Raw genomic sequence first — 23208 nt, forward strand, 5'->3', positions numbered from 1 at the left:
GCGGTGATCAGGACCGTTCCACCGATGGCAATGAGCCGGGTGTGGGTGTAACGGTGAACCAAAAATTGCATCAGTCGGGCACCGGCAATAACGCCGAGACCATAACCGGCCGCCAGGACGCCGGCCAAGGAGATCCCCATGCCGGTCTGCTGCAGCGCCGGGACGATATACGTCAACGCCCCCATCAGAACCGCTCCCTCCAGCACAGCAAGCCCGTAAACGCCGAGGGGCCCGCCGGCAAAAGCCCGGCGAAGCTCCACGCGTTCCGTCCTAAAGGGTCCTGGGCCGACCCCGCGCAGGGCGACAAGCAAAGCCAGGGAGCCGAGCGCAGGCAACGCGAAAATCAGGCGCCAATCCACCACGGCGGCCAACGTTCCGGCGGCAAGGGTCGCGATCGTGGTTCCCATGGATGAGTAGATCTGCAGATCGGACAGGCCTTTGGCCCGCAGGATTCCGGTCCGGGTGTCGCCCAGTAGCGTCAACAGGGTTGGATACAGCGCACCGACCATGAGCCCGGTGAACGCCCTGGCCAGGAGCAGGGGGATGTACGCGTTGAACAATGTGCTGGCCACCGCTCCGAGCAGCACTCCGGCAAGGGCCGCCCGCAGCACCGTGATCCGTCCGAAACGGTCGCTGATGAGCCCCCATACCGGTTGCCCAACGGCGTAGAGCAGGGCGTATGCGGCCACGAGTTGAACGGCCTGGCCCAGGGAGAGGTCGGTCCGCTCGGTGAGCACGAGCAGCATGGGCGGCGTGGCGAAGCGGTCGAAGAACGACAAGAATCCTACCGACCGCAGAATGGAGTCGGGCACCTCGTCCCGCCGGTCGCCGGATCGTCGCGCGTGGTCCAGCATCTGGTTAACTCCTCCTCGTCGTTAACCGCCCTCCCGGAGGGCAGCGGTTCAGCAGCCCCGCAGGCAGACAAGCATCGGTCGCACTCTAGGCAGAAGGACCGCCAATAAGGTGCCTATGGGGTGGAGAAGTGCTACTTCCTCTTCTCCATCAACAGGTTGGTGATGCGCATGGTGCACAGCCGCTGTCCTGCCTCGTTGGCGATGAGCACCTCGTGGGTAGTGAGTGTCCCGCCCAGGTGGATCGGTGTGGCAGTGATGGTGATCTGTCCCTGGCGGGCGGAACGGTGGTGCGTGGCCGAAACGTCTATGCCCACTGCAGTCTTGCCCAGGGTGCCGGCGTGTATCACGGCCGCCCAGGATCCCACGGCTTCTCCTACCGCGAGGGATGCGCCGCCGTGCAACAGGCCGAACGACTGCCTGTTGCCCTCCACCGGCATGGTGGCGATCACGCGCTGCACCGACTCCTCCGTGATCTTCACACCCATCTTCTCGTCCAGCTCACCGAGCGTGATCTTCCAGGGCGACGTATCCGTGTCGGGTTTGTCCTCGGACGGGGTGGTCATGTGCTCTCCTTTGAAGGTTGAAGTGTGTGGTGTGCATGTGCGCCGCACTCATGCTCTGTGGTCCTGAGACCGAGCGGACGGACAGTGATGATCTGGGGCCTGTGTTTCGCCATCCTTGGGCCAGCTTGGGCAGTGACCCGTTGGCATCGGCGGGGTGTCTTCCGTGCGCGACACGATTTTCTGTGTCTAGAGCAGGCGATTGAGTCGTGCATCGTTGTTGTTGATCCATTCCAGAAACATCCGGCGGTCCACTTTTCCTCGATCGGTCAGGGGCAGATCGCTCAGTGAGTAGTAGTGCAGCGGCCTTTTGTTCCTGCTTAGGACGGCTTCCAGCCCCCGGGTGAGGGAGGTTGCAGTGAGCCCCCCGCAGGAAGGAACGCTTCCGGCCACCACACGGTGACCGCGCAAGTCATCAGGCGTACCGACTGCCAGTGCAGTTTCGACGCCGGGGATGGAAGACAGGGCGAGCTCGATTTCGTGTGGGTAGACGTTTTGGCCCGCGGTGTTGATCATGTCCGAGCTCCGGCCGAGTATGTGTAAATCGCCGTCTTGAAGGTATCCCTGATCTCCAACGGTGAAGTGGCCGTCCAGGCAACGGAGGGCCTTCCCGTCATCGCCCCACAGGTAGCCCTGACACACCATGGGACTCTTGACGCTGATGTTCCCCGGAGTGCCGTCCGGCAGGGACCGCCCGTGGTCGTCGAGTATCTGTACTTCCACACCGGGGAAGGGCCCGCCAATGGCGGTGCCGGCGGCATCGAGCGGCTCCCCCGCGGCAAAGCCACGACCGGACACGAAGCTGAGTTCCGCGGCGCCGTAGTACTCGAAGATGGTGGCGTTCGGAGCCCAGCGCCTGGCTGCATCCAAGGTCCGGGCGTCCAACTTGGACCCTGCGCAGATGATGGTCCTGATCGAGGAGGCATCTACTGATGCCATGAGTCCACGTTCGCTAAGGAGGCGGAGCATCGTTGGGACGAGAACCAACCTGGTGATCCCGTCATGGATGATTACCGCGTGCGCATCCCCGACATCGAAACTGCGCAGGGTATGGAATTCAGTGCCGGCATAGAGGCACTCAGAGAGTGCGTAAAGGTTCAGACTCGCGGAGAGCGGCCCCGGGGCGAACGTCTTGTCGTCCGGACGGAGGCCGAAAAACTCGATGGACGCGTCAAAAGAGGCCTGCCAGGACCGGCGGGAGCGCGTGAAGGCCTTGGGTGCCGACGTCGTGCCGGCGGTAAAGCCGATGAGGAAGGTCGAGTCGGGGTCGCCGTCTTCCAGCGCGGTGCCGCCCGCACGGGACGGGGAGGAGAGCCTTCGCGTGATCTCTTCCGTGGCCTGCGGCGTCCAAGCCGGATCGAGTACAGCGATCTGTCGTCCGCCGGCTATTCCGGCGCAGTACAGCGCAGCAAACTCGGCCGTGTTGGGTTCGGACAGGATGTACGTTTCCGGCGTCGAGGGGACGAGCTCCTCGGCTGCTCCGCGAAGCTCGGACCAGCTGAATCCACGACCGCCGACGGCGATGGCTGTATCAGCCGGGCGGAGGTCCGCCCACCTCTGGATTCTGTTCAGGAATGGCAAGGGTTCACGTCCTGTTGACTGGCTTGGCTTCTCGCCCGGCAAATGACCCGCCGGCATACGTCATTCATCATGGTCCTTGGGAGAGGCAGCGGTCGTCTGTTCCGGCGGTTCGATGGGGCGGAAATACCCTTCAGTAAGTATGCAACTGAGCATCGACTGAGTCAAGACAAACGTTTGTTCGTATATAGTTGTTCGGTAGATCTTCTCTTGATCAAGGGTGCTTAACGGATGAATCGAAAAATGCTCAAGTCCAGTATCCAGGGGGCAACCATGACTCAGGCTGACCTGCATTATGTGGGGTCGGTGACGGTGGACCTCGACCTTGTGGACGCTGCAGATATCCTGCCCGGTGAGTTGGTCGCGATCCTCGACGGCACCAACGGCCTGCGCCTCGAAACGTATGTCATCGCCGGTGAGCGCGGTTCCGGAGTGCTGGGCATCAATGGGGCGGCTGCACACCTGGTCCACGTTGGAGACACGGTTGCTCTCCTCACGTACGCGGAAATGACAGCCGAAGAAGCCGGGGCTTACCGGCCGGCAGTAGTGCACGCCAGTGAGCGAAACGCGTATCCAACGTCGTGTCGGTCCCGTCCAAGGCGGCCTCGCAGGGACGGGCTGTGGCATCTCCTCCCCTCCAACCAGGGAGCCCCCTTGAGGAGCCCAAGATCCTTGCGTGGGGCGGCCCTATCCCCCACTGATCGTCGTCCTCAGGATGCCTCCTGAGGAGTGCGCCGATGGCCGGTTGTGTGCGGGCAGAACCCAGCTGAACCTGACCGCCAAGACTTGAATGACCAACGCGGTCCAAACTCACCGCATCCACAAAAACCGACGGACAACAGCAGCGTCATTACCAAGGGCTTTAGAGATGACGAAAATGTTGATTATTGGACCACGCGGTTCCGGTAAAGGAACCCAAGCGGAACGTATTTCCGAACGCGTCGGTGTTGTGGCGATCTCGACCGGCGATATCTTCCGCGCCAATGTGAAGGGCGAAACGCCCCTTGGCATCGAGGCCAGGAAGTACATGGACGCCGGGGACTTTGTTCCGGATAGCGTGACCAGCAAGATGGTCCGCGACCGCCTCAGCGAGGACGTCGTCGAAAACGGCTTCCTCCTGGACGGCTACCCGCGCACCTCCGCGCAGGTTGATTACCTCGACGGGATCCTCGCCACGAGCGAGGAGAAGCTCGACGTCGTCCTGCTGCTCACGGCCGACGACGAGGAACTCGTTCCGCGCCTGCGGGGCGTGCGAAGGTAACCGGCCGGAGCGACGACAATGAAGCCGTGATCCGCCACCGTCTGGATCTGTACCACGAGCAGACCGAAGCCGTTGTGGCCAAGTATGCCGAACGCGGCATTCTGACCCAGGTTGATGGCATCGGCGGCATCGATGAGGTCACCGACCGCGTCATGTCTGTCATCAAAGCAACCCAGGCGGCCTGACCCGGCGCCGCGACGAGCCACACAAGCCAGACACGCGCCCGTGTTCACTGAGAGGGCGTGCTTCGTCCCCGCGAGTAGTCCGAGGGTTCAGCATCCTATTTTGGGGAATGTCGGTGTGCCCGCGCTTCCGTCCGCACGGCGGCATATATATACGGAATGTCGCACACACCGCGTCCGATGACGCCTTCTGAAGGTGGGCAATTGGATGCTAGTCGCTTAGCTGATGGGTCAACACTTCAAATTCGTCCACCCCGAGGATTTCCATGTGTTGCTCGGCAGTGGTCTCGGCGCGGATACGGTCCACGACCGGACGGCTGGAAGCAAGAGCATCCTCGTCGTCCCACAGGGTGAGGGCAAGCGACGTGTTTTCTTTTCCCAGCAGGTAATAGATACCTCGGCACCCTGGCAACCCAAGCACTTGCTGGACAGTTTCCTCTGAGGGCTCCCCCGTGCTGCCAGGAGCTGGCCGGTACGTGCTGACGCGAGCGAACATTGTTGATCCTCCAGCAGTCGTGGCGAGCCTGCACGTCACTGAACTATAGGTGGCAAGCCCGGGAGGCTTCGCCTCCTCCCACCAGTAAGGACCCGGGCTCGTGGAAGCGCAAGATTTCGTGAAATCTGCTGCCCCAGCCCGGGTCCTTACCTCCACCACAGTGTGGTCTGCGGTTAGTGTTCCTCGTGGAGTGACTGCTTGTACCGCTCCGGCAGTGTCAGGGTGGCAATGACGGAGATGAGCACCAGTCCGAGTGCGATTGCTGTAAGGGCTACCGTTCCGTTCGTGGTGTTCTGGAAGATCCAGGCCGCGATGAACGGGATGGGGGCGCCGAAGATCAGGCCGGCGAGGGTCATGCCCAAAGCCGAACCCGTGTAGCGCATGCTCGTGGGGAGCGATTCCGAGAAGAACGCTGCCTGGGTACCTGCTGTGACCTGGATGCCGCAGAGGGCCACGGCGATTATGGCCACGCTGGCGGGGTAGTTCATGGAGTTCATGATGGGGAACATGGTGGCAGCGGCGATGCCCTGAAGGGCCAGGCCAAGGAGGAAGGTCTTCTTGCGGCCGATGCGGTCACTGAGCTTGCCGCCGAAAATAGCGGCCGGGATGGAGATCAGGTTGGCCACGAGCAGCAGGCCGAACGTAATCGAGTTTTCGTAACCGAGTTCCTTGGTCAGGTAGTTCACCGCGTAGGTGACGCTGATCCAGAACAGGCCGGCGGATGCGGCCCAGGACAGCACCAGCTTGATGACGGTTCCCGGCCTCTTGGCGATCACGGCCAGTGCACGTTCCTGCGGAACTATTGATTCGGCAGCTTTTTTCTGGTTCTCCTTGAAGGCCGGGGTTTCTTCAACGCGGCGGCGGATAAATACGCCCACTACGAGCAACAGCACGCCCATCAGGAACGGGATCCTCCAGCCCCATGCGGCGAAATCGTCCTTGGAAAGGAACATCGCCAGCCCGGTGAGGGTAATGGACGCGAAGGTTTGCGCCAGCGGAGAGCCGGTGGCGAGGATCCCGCCGAAAAGGCCGCGATGGGCTGCGGGGGCGTGCTCGACCACGAGCACTTGAACGCCGGTGGCCTCGCCGCCGAGGGCGAAGCCCTGGAGGAAACGAAGCACCACCAGGAGTGTCGGCGCAATGAGCCCCGCCACCGCGTAGGTGGGCAGCAGGCCGATCAGGACCGAGGACACGCCCATGAGAATCAGGGTGAACATCAGGACGTTGCGGCGGCCGATCTTGTCACCCAGGGCGCCGAAGATGATTCCACCGAGGGGGCGGGCCACCATGCCCGCCCCGAAGGTGGCAAACGAGGCAAGGATGGCCGAGTTCGTATCGAAGCTGGGGAAGAAGAGGGCGGGGAAGAGGGTCGCCGACAGGGTCCCGTACACGGCGAAGTCGAACCATTCCAGTGCAGTGCCGAACGTGCCGCTCGCCACTGCGGTCCTCGCTGTTTTCGGATCGAACGTAGGTGCTTCGGCCGTTTGGGGCGGGAAAGGCTGGACGGGTGTGGTCAATTCCGACATTGGAACTCACTCCTTGGATTGGTGGAAAATCAGTGGCGTTTGCCGGTCGAAGTCGCGTATGGCGAGTACTGGCGAACCACGCCACTGCTCGGGTACGACTTCGGGGGAGGTCCTGCGTCATAGAGGGAGGCGCCAGTGGCAGCGCCTGAAGAACAAGCGTTCGTTTGTAAGTGTACGGTGTGATGCGCGTCGCATGCAACAGTTTGGGGGCGGAAAGGGCCGTAACGTTTCCGAGTGCGGTTCCCGGGTATTCACCGGGTTAACGTGGCAAGGACCCGGTTTAGACCGGGCCCTTGCCACGATACCTGTGGCTATGCGCCGGTTGTGGCAGTTTCTTCCGCTGGCTGGTCGGCGCGGCGCTTCATCAGGGCCGTCCGGCGGACAACGCAGACCACGTCGTTGTCTTGGTTGTAGCCGCGGTGTTCGATGCCCACGATGCCTGTTTCCGGGCGTGACTTCGATTCCCGCTTGTCCAGGGCCTCGGTCTCCACGCGCAGGGTGTCGCCGAAGAACACTGGCTTGGGGAATTCGATGTCCCGGAAGCCGAGGTTCCCCAGGGTGGTCCCAAGTGTGGTGTCCTGCACCGGAATTCCGGTAACAAGGCCAAGGGTGAAGATGCTGTTGACGATCTGGCGGCCGTACATGCTGTTCTTGGAGAATTCGGCATCCAGGTGCAGCGGCTGGACGTTCATGGTCAGGGCGGTGATCAGCAGGTTGTCCGTCTCGGTGACGGTGCGGGTCACCTCGTGTTTGAGGACGTCGCCAACAATGAAATCTTCGTAGTACATTCCGGCCATGACAGGCCTCCTTTAGTGGTGGTTCGTATGTTTGGATGGTTTAGCTACAAGGCGGATTAGGCGTTGGCTAGTGCCAAAGCTTCGCGTGCGTGGTTGGCATGTGCCAGGTCGATGTGGTCGCCGCGGTAGGAGACGGCGCCGTGGCCGTTGCGCTGGCCTTCTTCAAAGGCGTCGATGAGGCCCTCGTAGTAGTCCTTCAATGTCGCTGTCAGGCCGTATTCCTCGTTGGCGATGGGGGCGTGGGACGGGTGGATGAGGACCTGCCCGGTGTAGCCGAGTCCGCTGTTGTCCTGGGCGAAGGTGCGCATGCCGTCCAGGTTCCGGACTTCCTGCCAGAGCCCCAGCACGATGGTACGGATGCCCGCGGCACGTGCGGCAACCACCACTTTGGAGCGCAGGTAAAGGGTCTCCACACCCGCGGCGGTCCAGCGGAAGCCTACTTCCCGTGAGACGTCCGCATCCTTGGCGGCGGCCGCCATCACACCACCCACTCGTGGGCCGGCCAGGATTTCGTCAACCTTGCTGATGGACGCCGCCGTCTCAAGTGATGGCACCAGTTCCACTGTTCCGCGGTCGATGCCATGGTCCAATTCTGCGGCGGTGACCAGGGCATCGAACCGGACCACGTCGTCCCGGGAGAACAACTTGGGGAGCAGGAAGGCGGTCAGGTTCTGGTGGGTGACCGTGGCAACATCGCGGCCAAAGTAGACCGTGTCCAGGGCGTTGGGGCGGACCAGGATACCTTTCGAACCGTGGTGGGCTTCAAGGGCCTCCCGGGCATTGGCGCGGGCAAGCTCCTTGTCCTGCGGGGGGACGGAATCCTCAAGGTCGATGATCACGGCATCGGCCTCGGAGTTCAGCGCCTTGTCGATCCAGTCCCGTTTGTGTCCTGGGACAAAGAGCAGGGAGCGGTAGGGCTTCATGCCGCAGCCTCCGCCGTGACCTTGGTCAGCAGGATGCCGGCAGCCATGGACTCGCCAATGACGGCGGTGATGTCACCGACGACGCCGGACACGGGTGCCGCGATGGGGTTCTCCATCTTCATGGCCTCGAGGACGAACATCACTTCGCCCTTTGCCACCTTCTGGCCCGGCACTACGTTGATCTTGATGATGGTGCCCTGCATGGGGGCCTTGACGGTTCCGTCACTGACCACCTCGCGCTTGGCCCGTGCCTGCCGGGTACGGCTCACGGCGGCGACGGGATCGAGGGTTGAGGAGTCCGCCGCCACGGCGGGAGCTGCGGCACCGTAGCCACCGGCAGAGCCGTAATCGCTAAAAGTTGGGATGATGAAGAAGCGTCCGGCCACTTCGACGTTGGCGCGGTCCACTGGCTCGGCTTCCGTGAAGTCCACGGATTCCTCCAGCCACAGGGTGCTGAAGCGCAGTTCCTGGAAGTCCGGGTGGGAAACGATGATCTTCGCGGCCGGGGCTGTGGTGGGCAGGCCCTCGATCTGCAACCGGTCCAGGCCGTCGAGCAGGCGCTTAATGGCCGTTTCGCGGTCAGGACCGTAGGCGATCAGCTTGCCGATCAGACTGTCGTAGAACGGCAGCACGGTGTCGCCGGACTCGTAGCCGGCATCAAAACGCAGGCCCTCCCCCTCTGGCGCCTTCAGCACATCTACCGGTCCCGGCGCGGGCAGGAAGCGGCCCTCGGCGACGTCCTCGGCGTTGATGCGGGCTTCGATGGCTGCACCCTTGGGCTTCAGGTTGCCAAGGATGGAGAGCTTCTCCCCCGCTGCTACGCGGATCTGCTCCGCGATCAGGTCCACGCCGTGGACCATTTCCGTGACCGGGTGTTCGACCTGGATGCGGGTGTTCATTTCCAGGAAGTAGAACTTCTCGTCTTCGACCAGGAACTCGACGGTTCCGGCGCCGACGTAGCCCACTTCGCGGGCCAGCCGCACGGCGGACTCGCCCATCGCCTCGCGCAGTTCATCGGACAGGCCAGGAGCCGGGGACTCCTCAACCAGCTTCTGGTGGCGCCGCTGCACCGAGCAGTCGCGGTCACCGATGTAGACCGCGTTCCCGTGGGTGTCAGCGAAGACCTGGACCTCGACGTGGCGTGCGTGGGTGAGGTAACGCTCGAGGTAGACCTCGCCGTTGCCGAAGGCCGCAGTGGCTTCGCGGACGGCTGCGTCGAAGGCTTCCTTGGCCTGGGGCTCGGAGTCGATGCGGCGCATGCCGCGTCCGCCGCCGCCGGCTGAGGCCTTCACCAGTACGGGGTAGCCGTGCTCGGCGCCGAACGCCTCGACTTCAGCGGCGCTGGCAATGGCGCCCTCGGTGCCGGGCGCCAGGGGAACCTTGACGCGGATGGCGACGTCGCGGGCGGCGACCTTGCCGCCCATGGTGGTGATCGCGTGCGCGGAGGGCCCAATGAATGTCAGGCCCGCGGCCGTGACCGCCTCGGCGAACTCCGGGTTTTCTGAGAGGAAACCGTAGCCCGGGTGGATCGCCTGGGCGCCGGACTCGAGGGCGGCTGCGATGATCTTGGGGATGTTCAGGTAGTTTTCGCTGGCGGGGCCGTCACCGAGGTTGATGGCGGTATCAGCCACGCGGACGTGCAATGAGTCAGCGTCGGCAGTGGAGTACACGGCCACGGACTCGATGCCCAGGTCACGGCAGCTGCGGGACACCCGGACGGAAATTTCGCCTCGGTTGGCGATGAGGATCTTGGTGAACATGATGGTCCTTAGTAATAGGGCGCGGGATTCAGGGGCCGAATTCAGCGCAGGATGCAGGCGTTGCGGCATTCGCCGATGCCGGAGATCGAAGTGGTGACGACGCTGCCGTCAACCAGGAATTCCTTGGGGTTGAGGCCGTCGCCCACACCCCCGGGTGTTCCGGTGAGGATCACGTCACCGGGGTTGAGCGTGGTGACCGCCGAGATGTAGCGGACCAGTTCAACCGGGCTGAACACCAGGTCCGCGGTATCGGCCTTCTGCTTGGTGAAACCGTCCACGGTGCAGGAGATCTCCAGCCCCGGCGCGGTGCCGGACTCGTCCGCCGTCAGGAGGAACGGGCCCAGCGGAGTGGTTGCGTCGAAGGTCTTGCCTTGGAGCCACTCGGTTGTCCGGCGCTGGAAGTCGCGGGCAGAGATGTCGTTGGCCACCGTGAACCCGGCAATCGCGGCGCTGGCTTCCTCCTCCGTGGCCCGTGAGACCCGGCTTCCGATCACAACGGCGAGCTCGGCCTCCCAGTCCACGGCCTCTGAGCCGGGCGGCAGGACGATGGGATCGTTGGCCCCGATCAGCGCGTCAGCGAACTTCGCAAAAAGCGTGGGGTGGGTTGGCAGCTCGCGGCCCATCTCCAGGATGTGCTCGCGGTAGTTCAGGCCAACGCAGACGATTTTTCCGGGCGCTGTGACCAGCGGCGCGAAGTCAGCATCTTCCAGCGATAGGTTCGCTCCGTTGTACTGGTCCACGTCCGGTGAACCGGCGCGCAGCCACTCGCCGACGTCGGCAAACGGCAACAGTGCCAGGGCGCCGTTTACCTCGACAGCGGCCGAGGTGCCGCCTTCAGTGCGTACTGTTGCGAGTTTCATGCTCCCCACCCCAGGTTGGCTTTAAGTGTGGACTTCACGAGTTTGCCGGCGGCGGAGCGCGGCAGCTGCTCTGCGCCCATGAAGACGATCTTTTTGGGAATTTTGTACCCGGCCAGATGCGATCGCAGGAACGTGGACAGTTCCTCGCCGCTGGCACTGAGTCCGTTGCGGAGTACGACGACGGCGCGCACCTCTTCGTCCCAGCGGGGGTCCGGAACTCCCACCACTGCGGCTTCGAGGACGGCGGGATGCAGGTACAGAGCCTGCTCGATTTCCGCGCAGTAGACGTTCTCGCCACCGGTCTTGATCATTTCCTTGAGCCGGTCGCGGAAAAAGTAGTAGCCACGCTCATCCTGCACCGCGAGGTCACCGGTGTGGAGCCAGCCGCCGCGGAATGCTTCGGCCGTGGCTTCGGGGCGGCCGTAGTAGCCGGTCATCACGGAGGGTCCCTTGACGCAGATCTCGCCGAGCTCGCCGGGGGCGACCGGCGCACCGAGCGGATCCTGGAGTTGCGCCTCGGCGAGCAGGTATTCCGTGCCGATCGAGCCGTCAACGGAGGGATCGAGCATGTCCTGGGGCTTAAGTCGTGTGACCATGGGTCCGGCTTCGGTCAGGCCGTACCGGAAGTACAGTTCGGCGCCGGGCAGCAGATCCGTGAAGAGCTGCTTGTCCGGCATCCGCAGCAGGCCCGCCCCGGTGTGGACTGCCTTGAGGTGGGTCCTGATGGCCTGATCCGCGAAGACGCCGCTTTCCATGAGGCGGCGCATCATGTTCGGAATCAGGAACGTGTTGGTGATCCGTTCCCGGCCCACGAGGTCCACGATGAGTTCGTCGTTGAACTTCTCGGCGATGACGCTGGTGGCGCCTGCGATGAAGTGCGGGACCAGCCAGCACAGCAATGCGGCGGAGTGGAACAGCGGCGTGACAATCAGGCCGCGTTCTTCCTGCCGGGCGCCCATTTTGCAGTCGTACATTTCGTTGAATGCGTTCGCGCCGGCGGCGCCGTGGGAGACGATGACGCCCTTTGGGGTGCCGGTGCTGCCTCCGGTGTAAATGATGCAGAGGGGGCTCTCGAGAGTGGTGACGTCTTCGAGCGGACCGGAGCCGGTGCGCAGGCCTTCGGTGTCCGGGCCCTGGCGGATCAGCCGCGGCAGTTCCTCTTCTGTGCGGCCGAGGATTTCAAGGGCTTCCTCGGCGTTGGGAATCATGCGTTCTTCGACCAGGAGGACCTTGGCGCCGGTCTCCTTGATGCCGGCGGCAAGTTCCGCCGGGGCCCAGCGCCAGTTGTAGGCGACGTAGGTGCCACCGGCGGCGGCGACGCCAAAGAAGACTTCAGCGTTGAAGACCGAGTTGCCGGCCAGGACGCCAACGTTGTCCCCCGCGCGGATACCGGCGTCCCGCAGGCCCCGTCCCAGGCTCCACGCGCTCTCCGCCAGCTCGGCAAAGGTCAGTCGGCTGACGCCATCGACGACGGCCTCGCGCGTCGGGTAGCGACGGTGGTTTAGTCTGATCCACTCACCAATCGTTCGCATTGTTATCTCCTCGGTCGGGCTGATGTGGCCGTTGCCGGATTCCACCAAGCTTGCACCTCAACGTACAAGCGTTCGTTCGATAGCTTAGTCTGAGATGGTTCCCGCCGCAAGAGGGCGACGGTCCCGCTCCATTCTTCAGGCTGTAGAAACGCGGGAAGCCGACTCCACCGCGCAGTGCGCGCAACGGAGCCGGCTTCCCGGTAGTTATTGCGGATTCTTAGCGTTTGACCGCCAAGACCGGGCACTCCACGCCCATGAGCAGATCCTGGGCTACGCTGCCAAGCACCAGCTTGCCGACGGGGCTTCGCCGCCTCAGTCCTATCACCAGCATCGACGCCGGCAGTTCCGCGGCCAGCTCCTCGATTTCCTCTGCCGCGGTTCGGCCGCGGACAAACTGTTTGAGCTGATACGCCACACCGGAGCCCGCCAGTTCCTCTTCAACTTCGGCCATGTCGGCGGTATCGGAAAAGGCCTTGCTCATGTCTTCTCCGCCGGGTCCGGCGTTGACGACGTAGAGCGGTTGGCCGGTCAGCTTCGCCATTTCGATGCCGCGGGTAACGGCGGCCCGGCCTTCAGGGCGGGGCACATAGGCAACGAGGATGGTCATTTGGCCTCCGAAGGAAGAGCAGTTGAAGGTTGCTCAGGTGCTAAGCCGGGATTGGCATCAGGGGCCGGGTCTGCCGAGGCGCCGAGATAGACCTGCTGGACCATCTTGTCTGCCTTCAGTTCAGCGGACGTGCCGGAGGTCAGGACGCGGCCGCCGCTCATGAGGTAGCCGCGGTCCGCCAAGCCCAGGGCTGCGTGCGCGTTCTGCTCCACCAACACGATCGTCAGACCGGATTCGCGGCGCAGTTCACCGAGAACCTCCATGATCCGCGCGGTCATCTGCGGAGCCAGACCCAGGCTGGGCTCGTCCAGCAGCATCACTTTGGGACGGCTGAGCATGGCCCGGCCGATCGCCAGCATCTGTTGTTCGCCGCCACTGAGAGTGCCTGCCAGCTGGTTGGACCGCTCCGCCAGCCGGGGAAAGATGTCGAACACTCTCTCGATGGTGGCTTTGGCAGTGCCGGAGCGGCGGGACACGTAACCACCCAGGACGAGGTTGTCATGCACTGTCAGAGACGAGAACACCTGCCGGCCCTCAGGGACGAGGACACAGCCAAGCTTGACTATGCCGGCCTGCGAGAGCTTTTCGGTGCCTCGCTCGGCGATCCGGATGTTCCCACGCCGCAGCTTATGGGACCGGGCCACAACGTTAAGGAGGGTACTTTTACCGGCACCGTTGGGGCCGATGATCGTGACGATCTCACCTTCCGCGGCCTCGAACGATACGTCGTAGAGCACCTGCGCCCTGCCGTAGGAGTAGTTGACTTTGGAGACTTCCAGCATCTTGGTCATCGGATTACCTCCGGTTCGAGGGGCTCGTCCACGGCTTTCACGGAGTCGCTCGGGACGCCCAGATAGGCATCGATGACGGCCTGGTCGCCCTGGACTTCGGCAGGGGTTCCAACCTTGAGGGTGGCGCCGAAGTTGACCACGTGCACCCTGTCGGCACACGCCATCACAAACTCCATGTCGTGTTCGATCACCAGGACGGCGATCCCTTCGCGTCCGAGCTGTCGCAGCAGGACCAGCAGGGACTTCTTTTCCGCCTTGTTGAGGCCTGCGCAGGGTTCATCGAGCAGCAGCACCTTCGGGCTTGATACCAGGGCCCTCGCGATCTCGATCTTCTTTTGCTGGCCGAGTGAGAGGTTTTTTGCGTCCTCGGATGCGAACCGGGCCAGGCCAAGACGGTCCAGGACCTCATGCGCCAGCTTGTCCAGTTCCCGTTCCTCCCGAAGGGCTCCGGGGGTCGGGACGGATGAACGGAGCATTCCGATGTGCCCTCGAAGGTGCGCTCCCACCTTGACGGTGGAGAGAACATCCATGCCTTCGAAGAGGCAGGGGGTCTGGAAGGAACGGCTCAGCCCGTGGCGGGCCACAACATGCGCCGGTTTTCCTGTCACTTGCTCATCGAGGATCGAGACCGTTCCCGCCGTTGGCAGGAGGTTTCCGGAGAGCAGGTTGACCAAAGTGGACTTGCCAGCGCCGTTAGGGCCAATAACCGCCAGCACCTCGCCCGCATAGATGTCCAGAGAGATGTCATTGACGGCGGTGACGCCACCAAAGCGCTTCACCAAACCCCGCGCAGAGAGGACTACTTCGCCCAGCGCATGGCCTTCGAGCTCCCGCACGGTATCGTCGGTCACCCGGGCCTGGGCCATGGTGACGTACTCTTCGTCTTGGGTTGCCGGTTCCGCGGTGGCAGGCTTTTTCTTGATCCTTTGGACGATACTCTCCGCCACGCCGACGATCCCGTCGGGCCGCAGGATCAGGATCACCACGAGGAGGGCGCCCAGGACGAGTGTCTGTCCGGCGCCCACAGCTGCAGAGCCCAAAAGCTGCGTCAGGACTCCCTCAATGCTCTGGTGCAGGAATTCCAGCACGATCGCGCCAACCACCGCACCCCATGGCGAACGCATGCCGCCGAGGACGGCGATCACCAGCACGTCAATGGCCGTGGCCACCCCAAAGGGGGGCGGATTCACATACATGACCTGATGCGCATACAGTGATCCGGCCAGGCTACTGATCACTGCGGAGGCAATGAAGACCTTGGTTTTGGATGCCACGATGTCGATTCCGGCCGAGGCTGCGGCAGCCTCGTGTCCGCGGATTGCCTTCAGGGCGCGGCCTTCACGACCAACAGCAAGACGCAGGCAGCCCCACAGGACAAGTCCGACGAGCAGCCAGTTCAGGATCAAGTGCTGGCTGGTGTCGAAGAGTTCGAATCCGAACACGTCAAGGGCCATAAGCGGCAGGCCGGAGGAACCGCCCGTGATTTCAAGATTGTTCACCAGCAGGAAGAAAACTTCGCTCAGCGCGAGGGTTCCCATCGCGAGGAAGTGGCCCCGCAGGCGGAAAATGGGCCGGCCGAGCAGGTACGCTGCTCCGGCGGCCACTCCAGCACTGACAACGATGGCCGCGATTCCCAGCCAGCCAAAGTTCATGGTCAACAGGGCGCTGCCGTAAGCTCCTACCCCGTAAAATGCGCCGACTGCGAGCGAGAACTGGCCTGCGTAGCCGGTCACTGGAATCATGCCCAGTGCCAGCAGTGCCATCAGGCCGACGCTGGCCCCGATGCCCTGCCAGTAGCTACTGAGCCCGAGTCCGGCGGCGGCGACCACGATGATCCACACCAGCGCAGCGGCCCCATGGAACCACCTCAGGCCGTTGCCGGTCGCAGTGCCAGGGTGTGCTGCAGAGGCACGGGCACGATCGTTCTTGGTGATTGAAGACCTAGACACGTTCGACCACCAACTTTCGGGTCAGGCCCTGCGGTCGAAGGATCAGCAGGGCGATCAGGAGGACGAACAGGATGGTCTCTGAATGCGCGGTGGAGATGCTTCGGGAGGCAACATTTTCCACAAGTGCGATGAGGAACCCGCCAGCCAGGGTCAAACCGATTTTGTCGAAGCCGCCCAAGATGGCGGCGATAAAGCCCTTAAGGCCGAGCGCGAAGCCCGCACCGACGGTAATGAACGACGTCGGGACCTGGGTGGCCAGAACCGCGCCGGCAACTGCGCCGGAGAGTGCAAAGGCAACGGTGGCCATGAACGTGAGGTTGATGCCTACCACGCCCGCCGCGTAACTGTTCACGGCGCAGGCGCTGAGCGCCTTGCCGGTGAGCGTGCGTTCAAAAAACAACGCAAGGGCCACGTAGGCGATGAGGGCGATGCCGATGACCCAGAAAGCCTGTTGCGGCAACGATGCCCCGAAGACATTAACCGGCCCGCCGGCCGTGATGGGATCGAACTGACGCGGGCCGGTTCCGAAGATCAGCTGGAGGATTGACCGGATGACGATGCCAACGCCGAGGGTCACGATGGTCTGTACCAGCAGGCCCTGCTTCCGCAGCGGGAAGATCGCCAGGTGGTACATCAGGACGCTGGCAACCGCTCCCGTCAGCGCACCAACACCGATCGCGGCGAGCGGTGGAAGGACAGCCGATGCTACAACCGCCCCGAAAGCCCCGGCAACAGCGATGTCGCCCTGGGCAAAGTTGACCATCCCGGTCATGCGGTGAATCACTACGTAGCCGATGCCCATCGAGCCGTAGATGGCGCCCACTGCTAGCGCCGAAAGCACTAGTTGCAACGCAACTTCCATGAGAAGCCCTTCTCAAACAGGTGGAACCCGGAGACCATCTGGTCCACGGGCCATTGACATACAAGCGTTCGTTCGTTTTGATGGAGTTTACGAGCGTGATCCACGTCATGTCAACGCTCACCCCAACTCACCGCACCGGCAATGCTGCCGGGATGAAAGGCAGACCAATGCGTCTTAATTTGAGTTCCTCATACACCCGGAGGACGTTCGGCTCGATCGCCGCGGCCGGTGTCCTGGCCGCGTCCCTTGCAGCCTGCGGGGGCGGTTCGGCAGGCGGCGGCGCAGCAGGAGGCGGCAGCGAACCCTACAAGGTTGGCGTTCTCGTTGGACTGACCGGAAGCTACGCAGCACTCGGCGAGCCGGAACGCAAGGCCATTGAGCTTTACTTCGAAGACGTCAACGCTGCCGGCGGTGTCAACGGCAAAAAGGTTGAGCTCGTCGTGCTGGACAGCACCAGCGACGAGGGCAACGCCGTCAACCAGCTCCGCAAGCTGGCCACCCAGGAGCAGGTGCACGCCGTGCTCGGCCCCAGCTCCAGCGGCGAGTCCATCGCCCTGAAGACCTTTGCCAAGTCACTGAAGCTGCCCGTCATCTCGCTGGCCTCATCCTCAGCGATCGTTACCCCGGCAGAGGAGACAACCTACATGTTCAAGGAATACACGGACACGAAGCTTTCCCTCCAGGCCCAGCTGGCACTGGCCAAGGAGAAGGGCTGGAAAAAAGTCGCACTGCTGGCCACCAATGACGGTTACGGCCAGGACGCGGTCAAGACGATCGAACCGCTCGTCAAGGATGCCGGAGTCGAACTCGTCGCCAACGAAGTGTTCAACGCGACCGCCACCGACGTCACTGCCCAGCTCTCCAAGATCGCGTCGGCTTCGCCGGACGCCGTGCTGGTGTGGGCCGTGAACCCGGCCAACGCGATCGTTGCCAAGAGCGCGGCATCGATCAACTTTGCCCCGACACTCTTCCACTCCCCCGGCGCAGGCTCACCCGCCTACATCGAAAACTCGGGCGCGGCGGGCGAGGGCACCCTGCTCCAGGGCTCGAAGGTACTCGCGGCGGCGGACGTGAAGGAGGACGACCCCCAGTACAAGGTAGTGCGTAACCTCGTGGACAAGTACACCGCTAAGTACAAAGAGGCGCCGGGCCAGTACTCCGCCAACGGCTGGGATGGCGCCATGCTCCTGGAGAACGCACTCAAGAACCTCGAGGGTGAACCGTCCAACCTCCAGGACACCCGTGACGCCATCCGCGACTCGTTGGAAAACAACACCAAGGAGCTGACCGCTGTCAACGCCGTCTACACCTTCACACCGGAATACCACGGCCCAACCGGGCTTACCGGCCTGACGGTGCTCGCCGTCAAGGACGGAAAGTTCGTTGTGGAAAAGACGTACTAGACCCTGAACAAGCGGGAAACGCCCGGCTGGAGGAGATTCCTGCCGGGCGTTTCCGTGTGTCGTCGTTGGGGTGTGTTACTTGCCAGCGCGCGGCTTCGCAACCGGCCCTACGCGTTTATCAGCGTCCACCACGTTCAGCTCGCGCAAGGCAAGGCGCGTGTAGATCCGGACAATCTCCTCGAGCGGGAACCTGCCACCTGGCTTGAACCAGCTGGCGATATGCGTCGCCTGCGCCACGAAACTGTACACGTGGATCTTGGCGTCGATGACGTCCGCAAGCCCGTCCTTGCCCGCCTCGGATACCAGCTTTTGGAGGAGCATTTCGTAGTCCGCGCGCTTCTTGATGACCACCTCACGCGCGTCCTGGGGCAGTGAGCGCAGCTCGGCGTTGCCGATAAAAACTTCCTGGGCCCGCTCTGCGTGGAAGGTGATGTGCTCGGCAAGCGCGGCCTGGAGCACGTCTACACTGTCGCCACCTTCCGCGGCAGCAATGGCTTCCTCGACGCGTTCGAGCAGATCGTCAATGATCCCGCCCATGATCTGCAGGAGGAGGTGTTCCTTGCTGTCGATGTGGTTGTAGAGGCTGCCGACTTTAAGCCCGGCAACGGAGGCCACCTGGCGTAATGTGGTGGCATCGTACCCGCGCTCAAAGAAGAGCTTGGCTGCGCCTTCCCTAATGGTGTGGGCCGTATTTCGTTCGACTCGTACAGTCATGCTGGCCACCCCCTTCACATCCTCTTCGTAGTTGCTCTCTATCCTAACAAACGTCCGCTTTCGGCGGTCAGGCATTGACACCGCCGGGAACATCCGCAAAACTCAGTTTAACGTACAAACGCTCGTAAGCCCATTAGGAGAACGACTTGGAACAACGAAGCCGCTTGTTCGACAGTGTTGTCGTCGGAGGCCAACTCCTCCGAAACCGGATTGTCCTGCCACCACTGACCCGTAGCCGCGCCACGGACGACGGCGTTCCCACGCGGCTGATGGAGGAGTACTACCGTCAGCGTGCCGGCGCCGGCCTGGTGATCAGCGAAGGAACCGTTATCGCGCCGCAAGCCACTGCATACGCACGCGTGCCTGGACTGTACTCTGCTGAACAGGTGGCGGCGTGGCGCCCGGTGGTTGAAGCTGCCAAGCGCGACGGTGCGGTGGTCTACGCCCAGCTTTGGCATGTGGGCAGGCAATCACATTCAAGCGTCCAGCCGGATGGCCTGCCCCCTAAGGGCCCTTCAGCTGTCCCCATTACGGGTTATCAGTACCGCAGCCCCATCGGGAGAATCCCGTACGAGGTGCCCCGGGAGCTGACGACGGCGGATATCGCCGAGATCGTCGAAGCCTACGGAACGGCGGCACGGAATGCTGTCCGCGCAGGATTCGACGGCGTCGAACTTCACGCCGCCAACGGGTACCTGATCGACCAGTTCCTGAACGACGGATCCAACCGGAGGACAGACCGTTATGGTGGCTCCCTCGAAAACCGGACGCGTTTCCTCCACGACGTGATCGCGGAAATGGCACACTACCTCCCCGCTGAACGCATCGGGGTCCGGCTCTCGCCGTCCTCGGACTGGATGGATGCCCACGATTCAGACAAGCGGCTGCTCTACTCAACGGTGGTCCGCCAGCTCAACGGCCTCGGACTCGCCTATCTCCATCTGGTGGAGCCTGAGATCGCCGGATCCACCACTGTGGACCGTCCCGCCGACTCGATCCCGACCGCCGAACTCGCTGGCATATTCGACGGCGTTGTCATTGTGACGGGCGGACATGACCAGGCCTCCGGCGAGCGGCTCCTCGCCGACGGAACCGCAGACCTCGTGGGCTTCGGCAGGCTGTTCATCGCCAACCCGGACCTCCCTCACCGCTTCCTTATCCAGGCGCCGCTGGAGCCGCTGCGGCATGCGGGCATCTATGGCGGCGGCCCCGAGGGCTACATTGACTACCCGTCGCTGGCTACCAGCGGGAGCTGATCGCGGACCACTGAGCACGGCCACACAACTCGACTTCTTGGAGGACACAGCACTATGAGCAGCACACCTCGGAACATCCTGGTGACCGGAGCTGGCGGCGGCATGTGCCGAGGCATCAACGCACGCCTCGCCGGTGCAGGGCACACCATCGTTTGCGTCGATTTGGATGCCCAGAGCAGCGAAACGGCTGCCAAAACCATCCGGGAAGCCGGTGGAAAGGCGTTCTCTTTCGCAGCAGACGTCGCCGATGAAGCCAGCGTCGGGAATCTCCTCACCGACGTGACTGCAACTGTCGGTCCGGTGCAGGCCTTGGTTAACGCTGCCGGGATTCTGGACCGCAAGTACCTCGCCGACAGCACGGCCGAGTCCTTCCGCCGGGCGTTGGACGTCAACCTGGTGGGCCCGTTCAACCTCATCAAGGCCTTCTCACCCGCAATGATCGAGGGCGGCTGGGGACGGATCATCAACATCGCCTCGATCGCCGGCGTGACGGGCTACCCCTACCCGAGCTATGCGGCATCCAAGGCAGGCCTGGTCAACCTGACGCGTTCCCTCCTCGAAGACTTCTGGGGCACCGGGATCACCGTCAATTCGATCTGCCCCGGGGTGGTGGACACCCCGATGGTCATCCAGGAGGTCCGTGACCAGGTTCGACGGCGTGTCCCCACGCAGACCATCATCGAACCTGCTGAGATCGGGGCCATGATCGCTTTCCTGCTCACCGACGAAGCGCGCAACATCAACGGCGCCGACCTCCTGGTCGACGGCGGAGCCACCCGGCTCTTTTCGCTGTTCAACAACCATGCAGACTGACACCGAGGCCATCACCATCACGGGGACCGCCCAGCGGGAGGCATGGCAACGCCGTGTCCTCCCGCCAGTAGAGGTGGTCGTACCCGGCGTCCACAGCGTACCCGTGGTCTTCCCCGAGAATCCGATGCGATACACCCTGAGCTATGTGCTGCTCGACGGCGACGAATGCGTGGTGGTTGACCCCGGTTTCGACAGCGACGAAGGCCACCGCCAACTCCTTTCAGCCTTGGCCGACCTTGACGTTGGCCCCCGGGAAATCACCGGCATTGTTGCCACGCACTTCCACACCGACCATCTGGGCATGGCGGCGCGCCTGGCCCATGGTTCCGGGGCATGGATAGCCCTGGGCGACAATGAGCGCCGGAACATCAGCGCGTTCGAGGACGCTCACGATGAATCTGCCCTGGACCGCGCACGCATGCGGATATGGGGCGTTCCGGAGGAACGGGTGGCAGAGGCGGCAATGAGCCCGCAGGGGCTTCTTGATATGCGCCTGCTGGCTGATGCCGACCGGAGGCTCGGCGACGCCGATACCCTGTCAGTGGCCGGGCGCAACTGGCGCATTATGGAGACCCCTGGGCACACACCCGGCCACATCTGCCTCTGGGATGACGAGGGTGAACTGGTGCTCACCGGGGACCACATCCTTCCCCGCATCTCCCCCAACGTGTCACTGGAAATCCGTGGCGACACCGACCCGTTGCGGCACAACATCGAATCTCTGCAGCGGATCGCAGGAAATGACCATTACGAGGCCTGCCCTGCCCACGAGTACCGGTTCCGCGGCGTGGGTGGCAGGGCACGGGTGCTCGAGGCACACATTGCGGAGCGTTCCCGGGAGGTCCTGGAAGTACTGGACCAAGGCGCATCGACGGTCCATGACGTCGCCCGGCAACTCACGTGGTCCCGGGGCTGGGAATCGCTGGGCCAACTGCAGTTCCGGCTGGCCCTGAGCGAATCAGCCGCGCACATCCGATACCTGGCGACATCGGGAATCCACGCCGGCGTACCGGGACTCGTCGCTACAAAGTAGACGCCACTAGGCGTCCGGGATCCAGTCCGGGTCCGGTGCGACCAGGCTAGGCATGGGTGTTTGCACCTGTTCGCCCGCCAGCAGGTCGATCCTGGTCCGGACAAGACGCATGACCGCAATGCGCCAGCGTCCGTTGAGGTGCCGGTACTCCTCTTCGTAGAAGCCGTAGCCACGGATTCCGTAGAGTCCGGGGACACTGGCACCCCGGTAGTCCCTGCTGCCGCGGGGCCAGGTCAGATAATCGTGCATGGACCAGACGCCACGGATGGTGCCATTGCCCGTGACTGCCAGCCGGGGCATAAAACCCTGGTGCACCGATTCAACATCGTGCAAAAAGCCCGAGACGCCGCGGATGAAATCGTCGGCGTTTCCGGTTTCGAAAGGAAAGCCGCCGAAAGCCGCGTCGGCATGGAACAGGTTTCGGAGGCTGGGCCATCTCTTGGCATCCAGATGCCTAAAGTAGTCGGACTTGAGGTTCCGGATGTCCTCAAAGTCTTCGGCTCTGGTCACGCTAATTCCTTCCTCTCCTGGTCAGGCGCCGCCTCTGCGGCCGCTGCGCCCGATTGGGCCAGGATGATCCCGGCAATGACGATGGCGGCGCCGACGAGCTGGTTCCAGCTGACTTCCTCGTGCAGCACCAGCGCACCGAGCCCCACCCCTACCAGTGGGGTGATGTAGGCGACGGTCGACGCTGCGGTGGCACCCCATTGGGCGATGATGCGGAAGTTCCAGACGTAGGCCAGTCCAGTGCTCACGATGCCGAGGAGCAGCATGCCAATCACTACCGGGGGTGTCAGCGAAATGTTACCCGTGGCAATGAAGGGCGCGAGGGCCAGCATCATCAATGACGCCGCGACCATCTGGACGGCTGGAACCCCGACCGGATCCGCCGCGAACGGAGACACGTATTTCTTTGTATAGGAAAAGACGACGCCGAAACACAGCACGGCCGCGAGGCAGGCAAGCTGGCCCCACAGATCGACGGCGTCGGCTGTGTAGAAACGCCACGGGGAGAGCACCACAAGAATTCCGATGGCTCCTGTCACGATGCCCGCGGTTTTGCGCGCGGTCACCTTTTCCTGCCGCATGGCCAGCGCGGTCACGGCCGCAGTGGCCAGCGGCGTGGCGGAATTGAGGACGCTGGAGAGTCCGCTCGGAATGCGCTCCGCCGCCCAGGCGAACAGCAGGAACGGTAGGACGCAGCCGACGCCGGCCGTAACCGCCAGATGCGCCCACAGCAACCGCTGCCGAGGCCACGGCCGCCGGGTCAGAGCCAGCAGGAGGCTCAGCGCCAGCGCACCGAGGCAGAGCCTCCCGAGAACCACCTGGCCCGGCGAAAGCCCCTCCACGGCCAGTTTCATCATCAGAAAACTGGAGCCCCACGCTGCACCGAGCAAAACAAACCGAAACACTGCGCCGGCAGGAGTCATGACCAGGTTTCCTTCCCAGGA

At 63.2% G+C, this 23208-nt stretch carries 21 protein-coding genes and 2 pseudogenes; 6 read left to right on the top strand and 17 right to left on the bottom strand.

Annotated elements, in window-relative coordinates:
* From IAQ70_RS07810 to IAQ70_RS07820, 3 genes are all read right to left on the bottom strand, one after another.
* Positions 1-854: MFS transporter (locus IAQ70_RS07810; protein ID WP_190988760.1), on the bottom strand; the 854-nt coding region annotated here is incomplete at its 3' end.
* A 131-nt stretch (positions 855-985) separates the two neighbouring features.
* Complete coding sequence (locus IAQ70_RS07815) at positions 986-1417, bottom strand: PaaI family thioesterase (protein ID WP_190988761.1); 432 nt, start codon at positions 1415-1417, stop codon at positions 986-988.
* A 186-nt stretch (positions 1418-1603) separates the two neighbouring features.
* Complete coding sequence (locus tag IAQ70_RS07820; RefSeq protein ID WP_190988762.1) at positions 1604-2995, bottom strand: class I adenylate-forming enzyme family protein; 1392 nt, start codon at positions 2993-2995, stop codon at positions 1604-1606.
* 228 nt (positions 2996-3223) lie between these two features.
* Here IAQ70_RS07820 and panD point away from each other — a divergent pair.
* Both panD and IAQ70_RS07830 read left to right on the top strand, forming a co-directional pair.
* Positions 3224-3559: pseudogene (gene panD, locus IAQ70_RS23050) on the top strand (aspartate 1-decarboxylase); the annotation flags it as partial.
* Positions 3560-3869: 310 nt separating this feature from the next.
* Positions 3870-4438 (top strand): annotated as a pseudogene (locus IAQ70_RS07830) (adenylate kinase).
* A gap of 208 nt (positions 4439-4646) precedes the next feature.
* Here IAQ70_RS07830 and IAQ70_RS07835 read toward each other — a convergent pair.
* The 11 genes from IAQ70_RS07835 to IAQ70_RS07885 all read right to left on the bottom strand — a co-directional run bounded on the left by IAQ70_RS07835 (position 4647) and on the right by IAQ70_RS07885 (position 16538).
* Positions 4647-4931 (bottom strand): hypothetical protein, encoded by a 285-nt coding sequence (locus IAQ70_RS07835; RefSeq protein WP_190988764.1) that lies wholly within the window; start codon positions 4929-4931, stop codon positions 4647-4649.
* A gap of 173 nt (positions 4932-5104) precedes the next feature.
* Positions 5105-6457: an MFS transporter gene (locus IAQ70_RS07840; RefSeq protein ID WP_190988765.1), complete on the bottom strand. Its 1353-nt coding sequence runs from the start codon at positions 6455-6457 to the stop codon at positions 5105-5107.
* 311 nt (positions 6458-6768) lie between these two features.
* The gene (locus IAQ70_RS07845) at positions 6769-7254 is read right to left on the bottom strand and encodes a MaoC family dehydratase (RefSeq protein ID WP_190988766.1); all 486 of its coding nucleotides are present in this window, start codon (positions 7252-7254) and stop codon (positions 6769-6771) included.
* Between the two features lie 56 nt (positions 7255-7310).
* On the bottom strand, positions 7311-8177 hold the full coding sequence (locus IAQ70_RS07850; protein WP_190988767.1) for an HpcH/HpaI aldolase/citrate lyase family protein: 867 nt from the start codon (positions 8175-8177) through the stop codon (positions 7311-7313).
* Entirely contained in the window at positions 8174-9937 is a 1764-nt protein-coding gene (locus tag IAQ70_RS07855; protein ID WP_190988768.1) for an acetyl/propionyl/methylcrotonyl-CoA carboxylase subunit alpha, read from the bottom strand. The genes IAQ70_RS07850 and IAQ70_RS07855 overlap by 4 nt, the downstream gene beginning before the upstream one ends.
* 41 nt (positions 9938-9978) lie before the next feature.
* Positions 9979-10797: a fumarylacetoacetate hydrolase family protein gene (locus IAQ70_RS07860; protein ID WP_190988769.1), complete on the bottom strand. Its 819-nt coding sequence runs from the start codon at positions 10795-10797 to the stop codon at positions 9979-9981.
* Complete coding sequence (locus tag IAQ70_RS07865; RefSeq protein WP_190988770.1) at positions 10794-12329, bottom strand: class I adenylate-forming enzyme family protein; 1536 nt, start codon at positions 12327-12329, stop codon at positions 10794-10796. Before IAQ70_RS07865 ends, IAQ70_RS07860 begins: the two co-directional genes overlap by 4 nt.
* Positions 12330-12546: 217 nt before the next feature.
* Complete coding sequence (locus tag IAQ70_RS07870) at positions 12547-12936, bottom strand: universal stress protein (protein WP_190988771.1); 390 nt, start codon at positions 12934-12936, stop codon at positions 12547-12549.
* The gene (locus tag IAQ70_RS07875) at positions 12933-13727 is read right to left on the bottom strand and encodes an ABC transporter ATP-binding protein (protein WP_223859501.1); all 795 of its coding nucleotides are present in this window, start codon (positions 13725-13727) and stop codon (positions 12933-12935) included. Before IAQ70_RS07875 ends, IAQ70_RS07870 begins: the two co-directional genes overlap by 4 nt.
* Positions 13724-15676, bottom strand: coding sequence for a branched-chain amino acid ABC transporter ATP-binding protein/permease (locus tag IAQ70_RS07880; RefSeq protein WP_190988772.1), 1953 nt, complete (start codon positions 15674-15676; stop codon positions 13724-13726). The genes IAQ70_RS07875 and IAQ70_RS07880 overlap by 4 nt, the downstream gene beginning before the upstream one ends.
* Entirely contained in the window at positions 15669-16538 is an 870-nt protein-coding gene (locus IAQ70_RS07885; RefSeq protein ID WP_190988773.1) for a branched-chain amino acid ABC transporter permease, read from the bottom strand. Before IAQ70_RS07885 ends, IAQ70_RS07880 begins: the two co-directional genes overlap by 8 nt.
* Positions 16539-16705: 167 nt before the next feature.
* Here IAQ70_RS07885 and IAQ70_RS07890 point away from each other — a divergent pair, with 167 nt between their 5' ends.
* On the top strand, positions 16706-17941 hold the full coding sequence (locus IAQ70_RS07890) for an ABC transporter substrate-binding protein (protein WP_190988774.1): 1236 nt from the start codon (positions 16706-16708) through the stop codon (positions 17939-17941).
* Between the two features lie 75 nt (positions 17942-18016).
* Here IAQ70_RS07890 and IAQ70_RS07895 read toward each other — a convergent pair whose 3' ends face one another.
* Entirely contained in the window at positions 18017-18655 is a 639-nt protein-coding gene (locus IAQ70_RS07895) for a TetR/AcrR family transcriptional regulator (RefSeq protein WP_190988775.1), read from the bottom strand.
* Positions 18656-18801: 146 nt separating this feature from the next.
* On the opposite strand from IAQ70_RS07895, the gene IAQ70_RS07900 reads away from it, so the two are divergent.
* The 3 genes from IAQ70_RS07900 to IAQ70_RS07910 are packed head-to-tail and all read left to right on the top strand — an operon-like array spanning position 18802 to position 21757.
* Complete coding sequence (locus tag IAQ70_RS07900; protein WP_190988776.1) at positions 18802-19911, top strand: alkene reductase; 1110 nt, start codon at positions 18802-18804, stop codon at positions 19909-19911.
* 54 nt (positions 19912-19965) lie between these two features.
* Positions 19966-20724 (top strand): SDR family NAD(P)-dependent oxidoreductase, encoded by a 759-nt coding sequence (locus tag IAQ70_RS07905; protein WP_190988777.1) that lies wholly within the window; start codon positions 19966-19968, stop codon positions 20722-20724.
* A complete protein-coding gene (locus IAQ70_RS07910; RefSeq protein ID WP_190988778.1) occupies positions 20714-21757 on the top strand; it encodes an MBL fold metallo-hydrolase in 1044 nt (347 codons plus the stop codon). The genes IAQ70_RS07905 and IAQ70_RS07910 overlap by 11 nt, the downstream gene beginning before the upstream one ends.
* Before the next feature lie 6 nt (positions 21758-21763).
* On the opposite strand, the gene IAQ70_RS07915 is transcribed toward IAQ70_RS07910, so the two are convergent.
* Both IAQ70_RS07915 and IAQ70_RS07920 read right to left on the bottom strand, forming a co-directional pair.
* A complete protein-coding gene (locus IAQ70_RS07915; protein WP_190988779.1) occupies positions 21764-22267 on the bottom strand; it encodes a nuclear transport factor 2 family protein in 504 nt (167 codons plus the stop codon).
* Positions 22264-23187, bottom strand: coding sequence for a DMT family transporter (locus tag IAQ70_RS07920; RefSeq protein ID WP_190988780.1), 924 nt, complete (start codon positions 23185-23187; stop codon positions 22264-22266). The genes IAQ70_RS07915 and IAQ70_RS07920 overlap by 4 nt, the downstream gene beginning before the upstream one ends.
* Between the last annotated feature and the right edge of the window lie 21 nt (positions 23188-23208).

This window comes from Pseudarthrobacter sulfonivorans (genome assembly GCF_014712225.1).
GTDB lineage: Bacteria > Actinomycetota > Actinomycetes > Actinomycetales > Micrococcaceae > Arthrobacter > Arthrobacter sulfonivorans.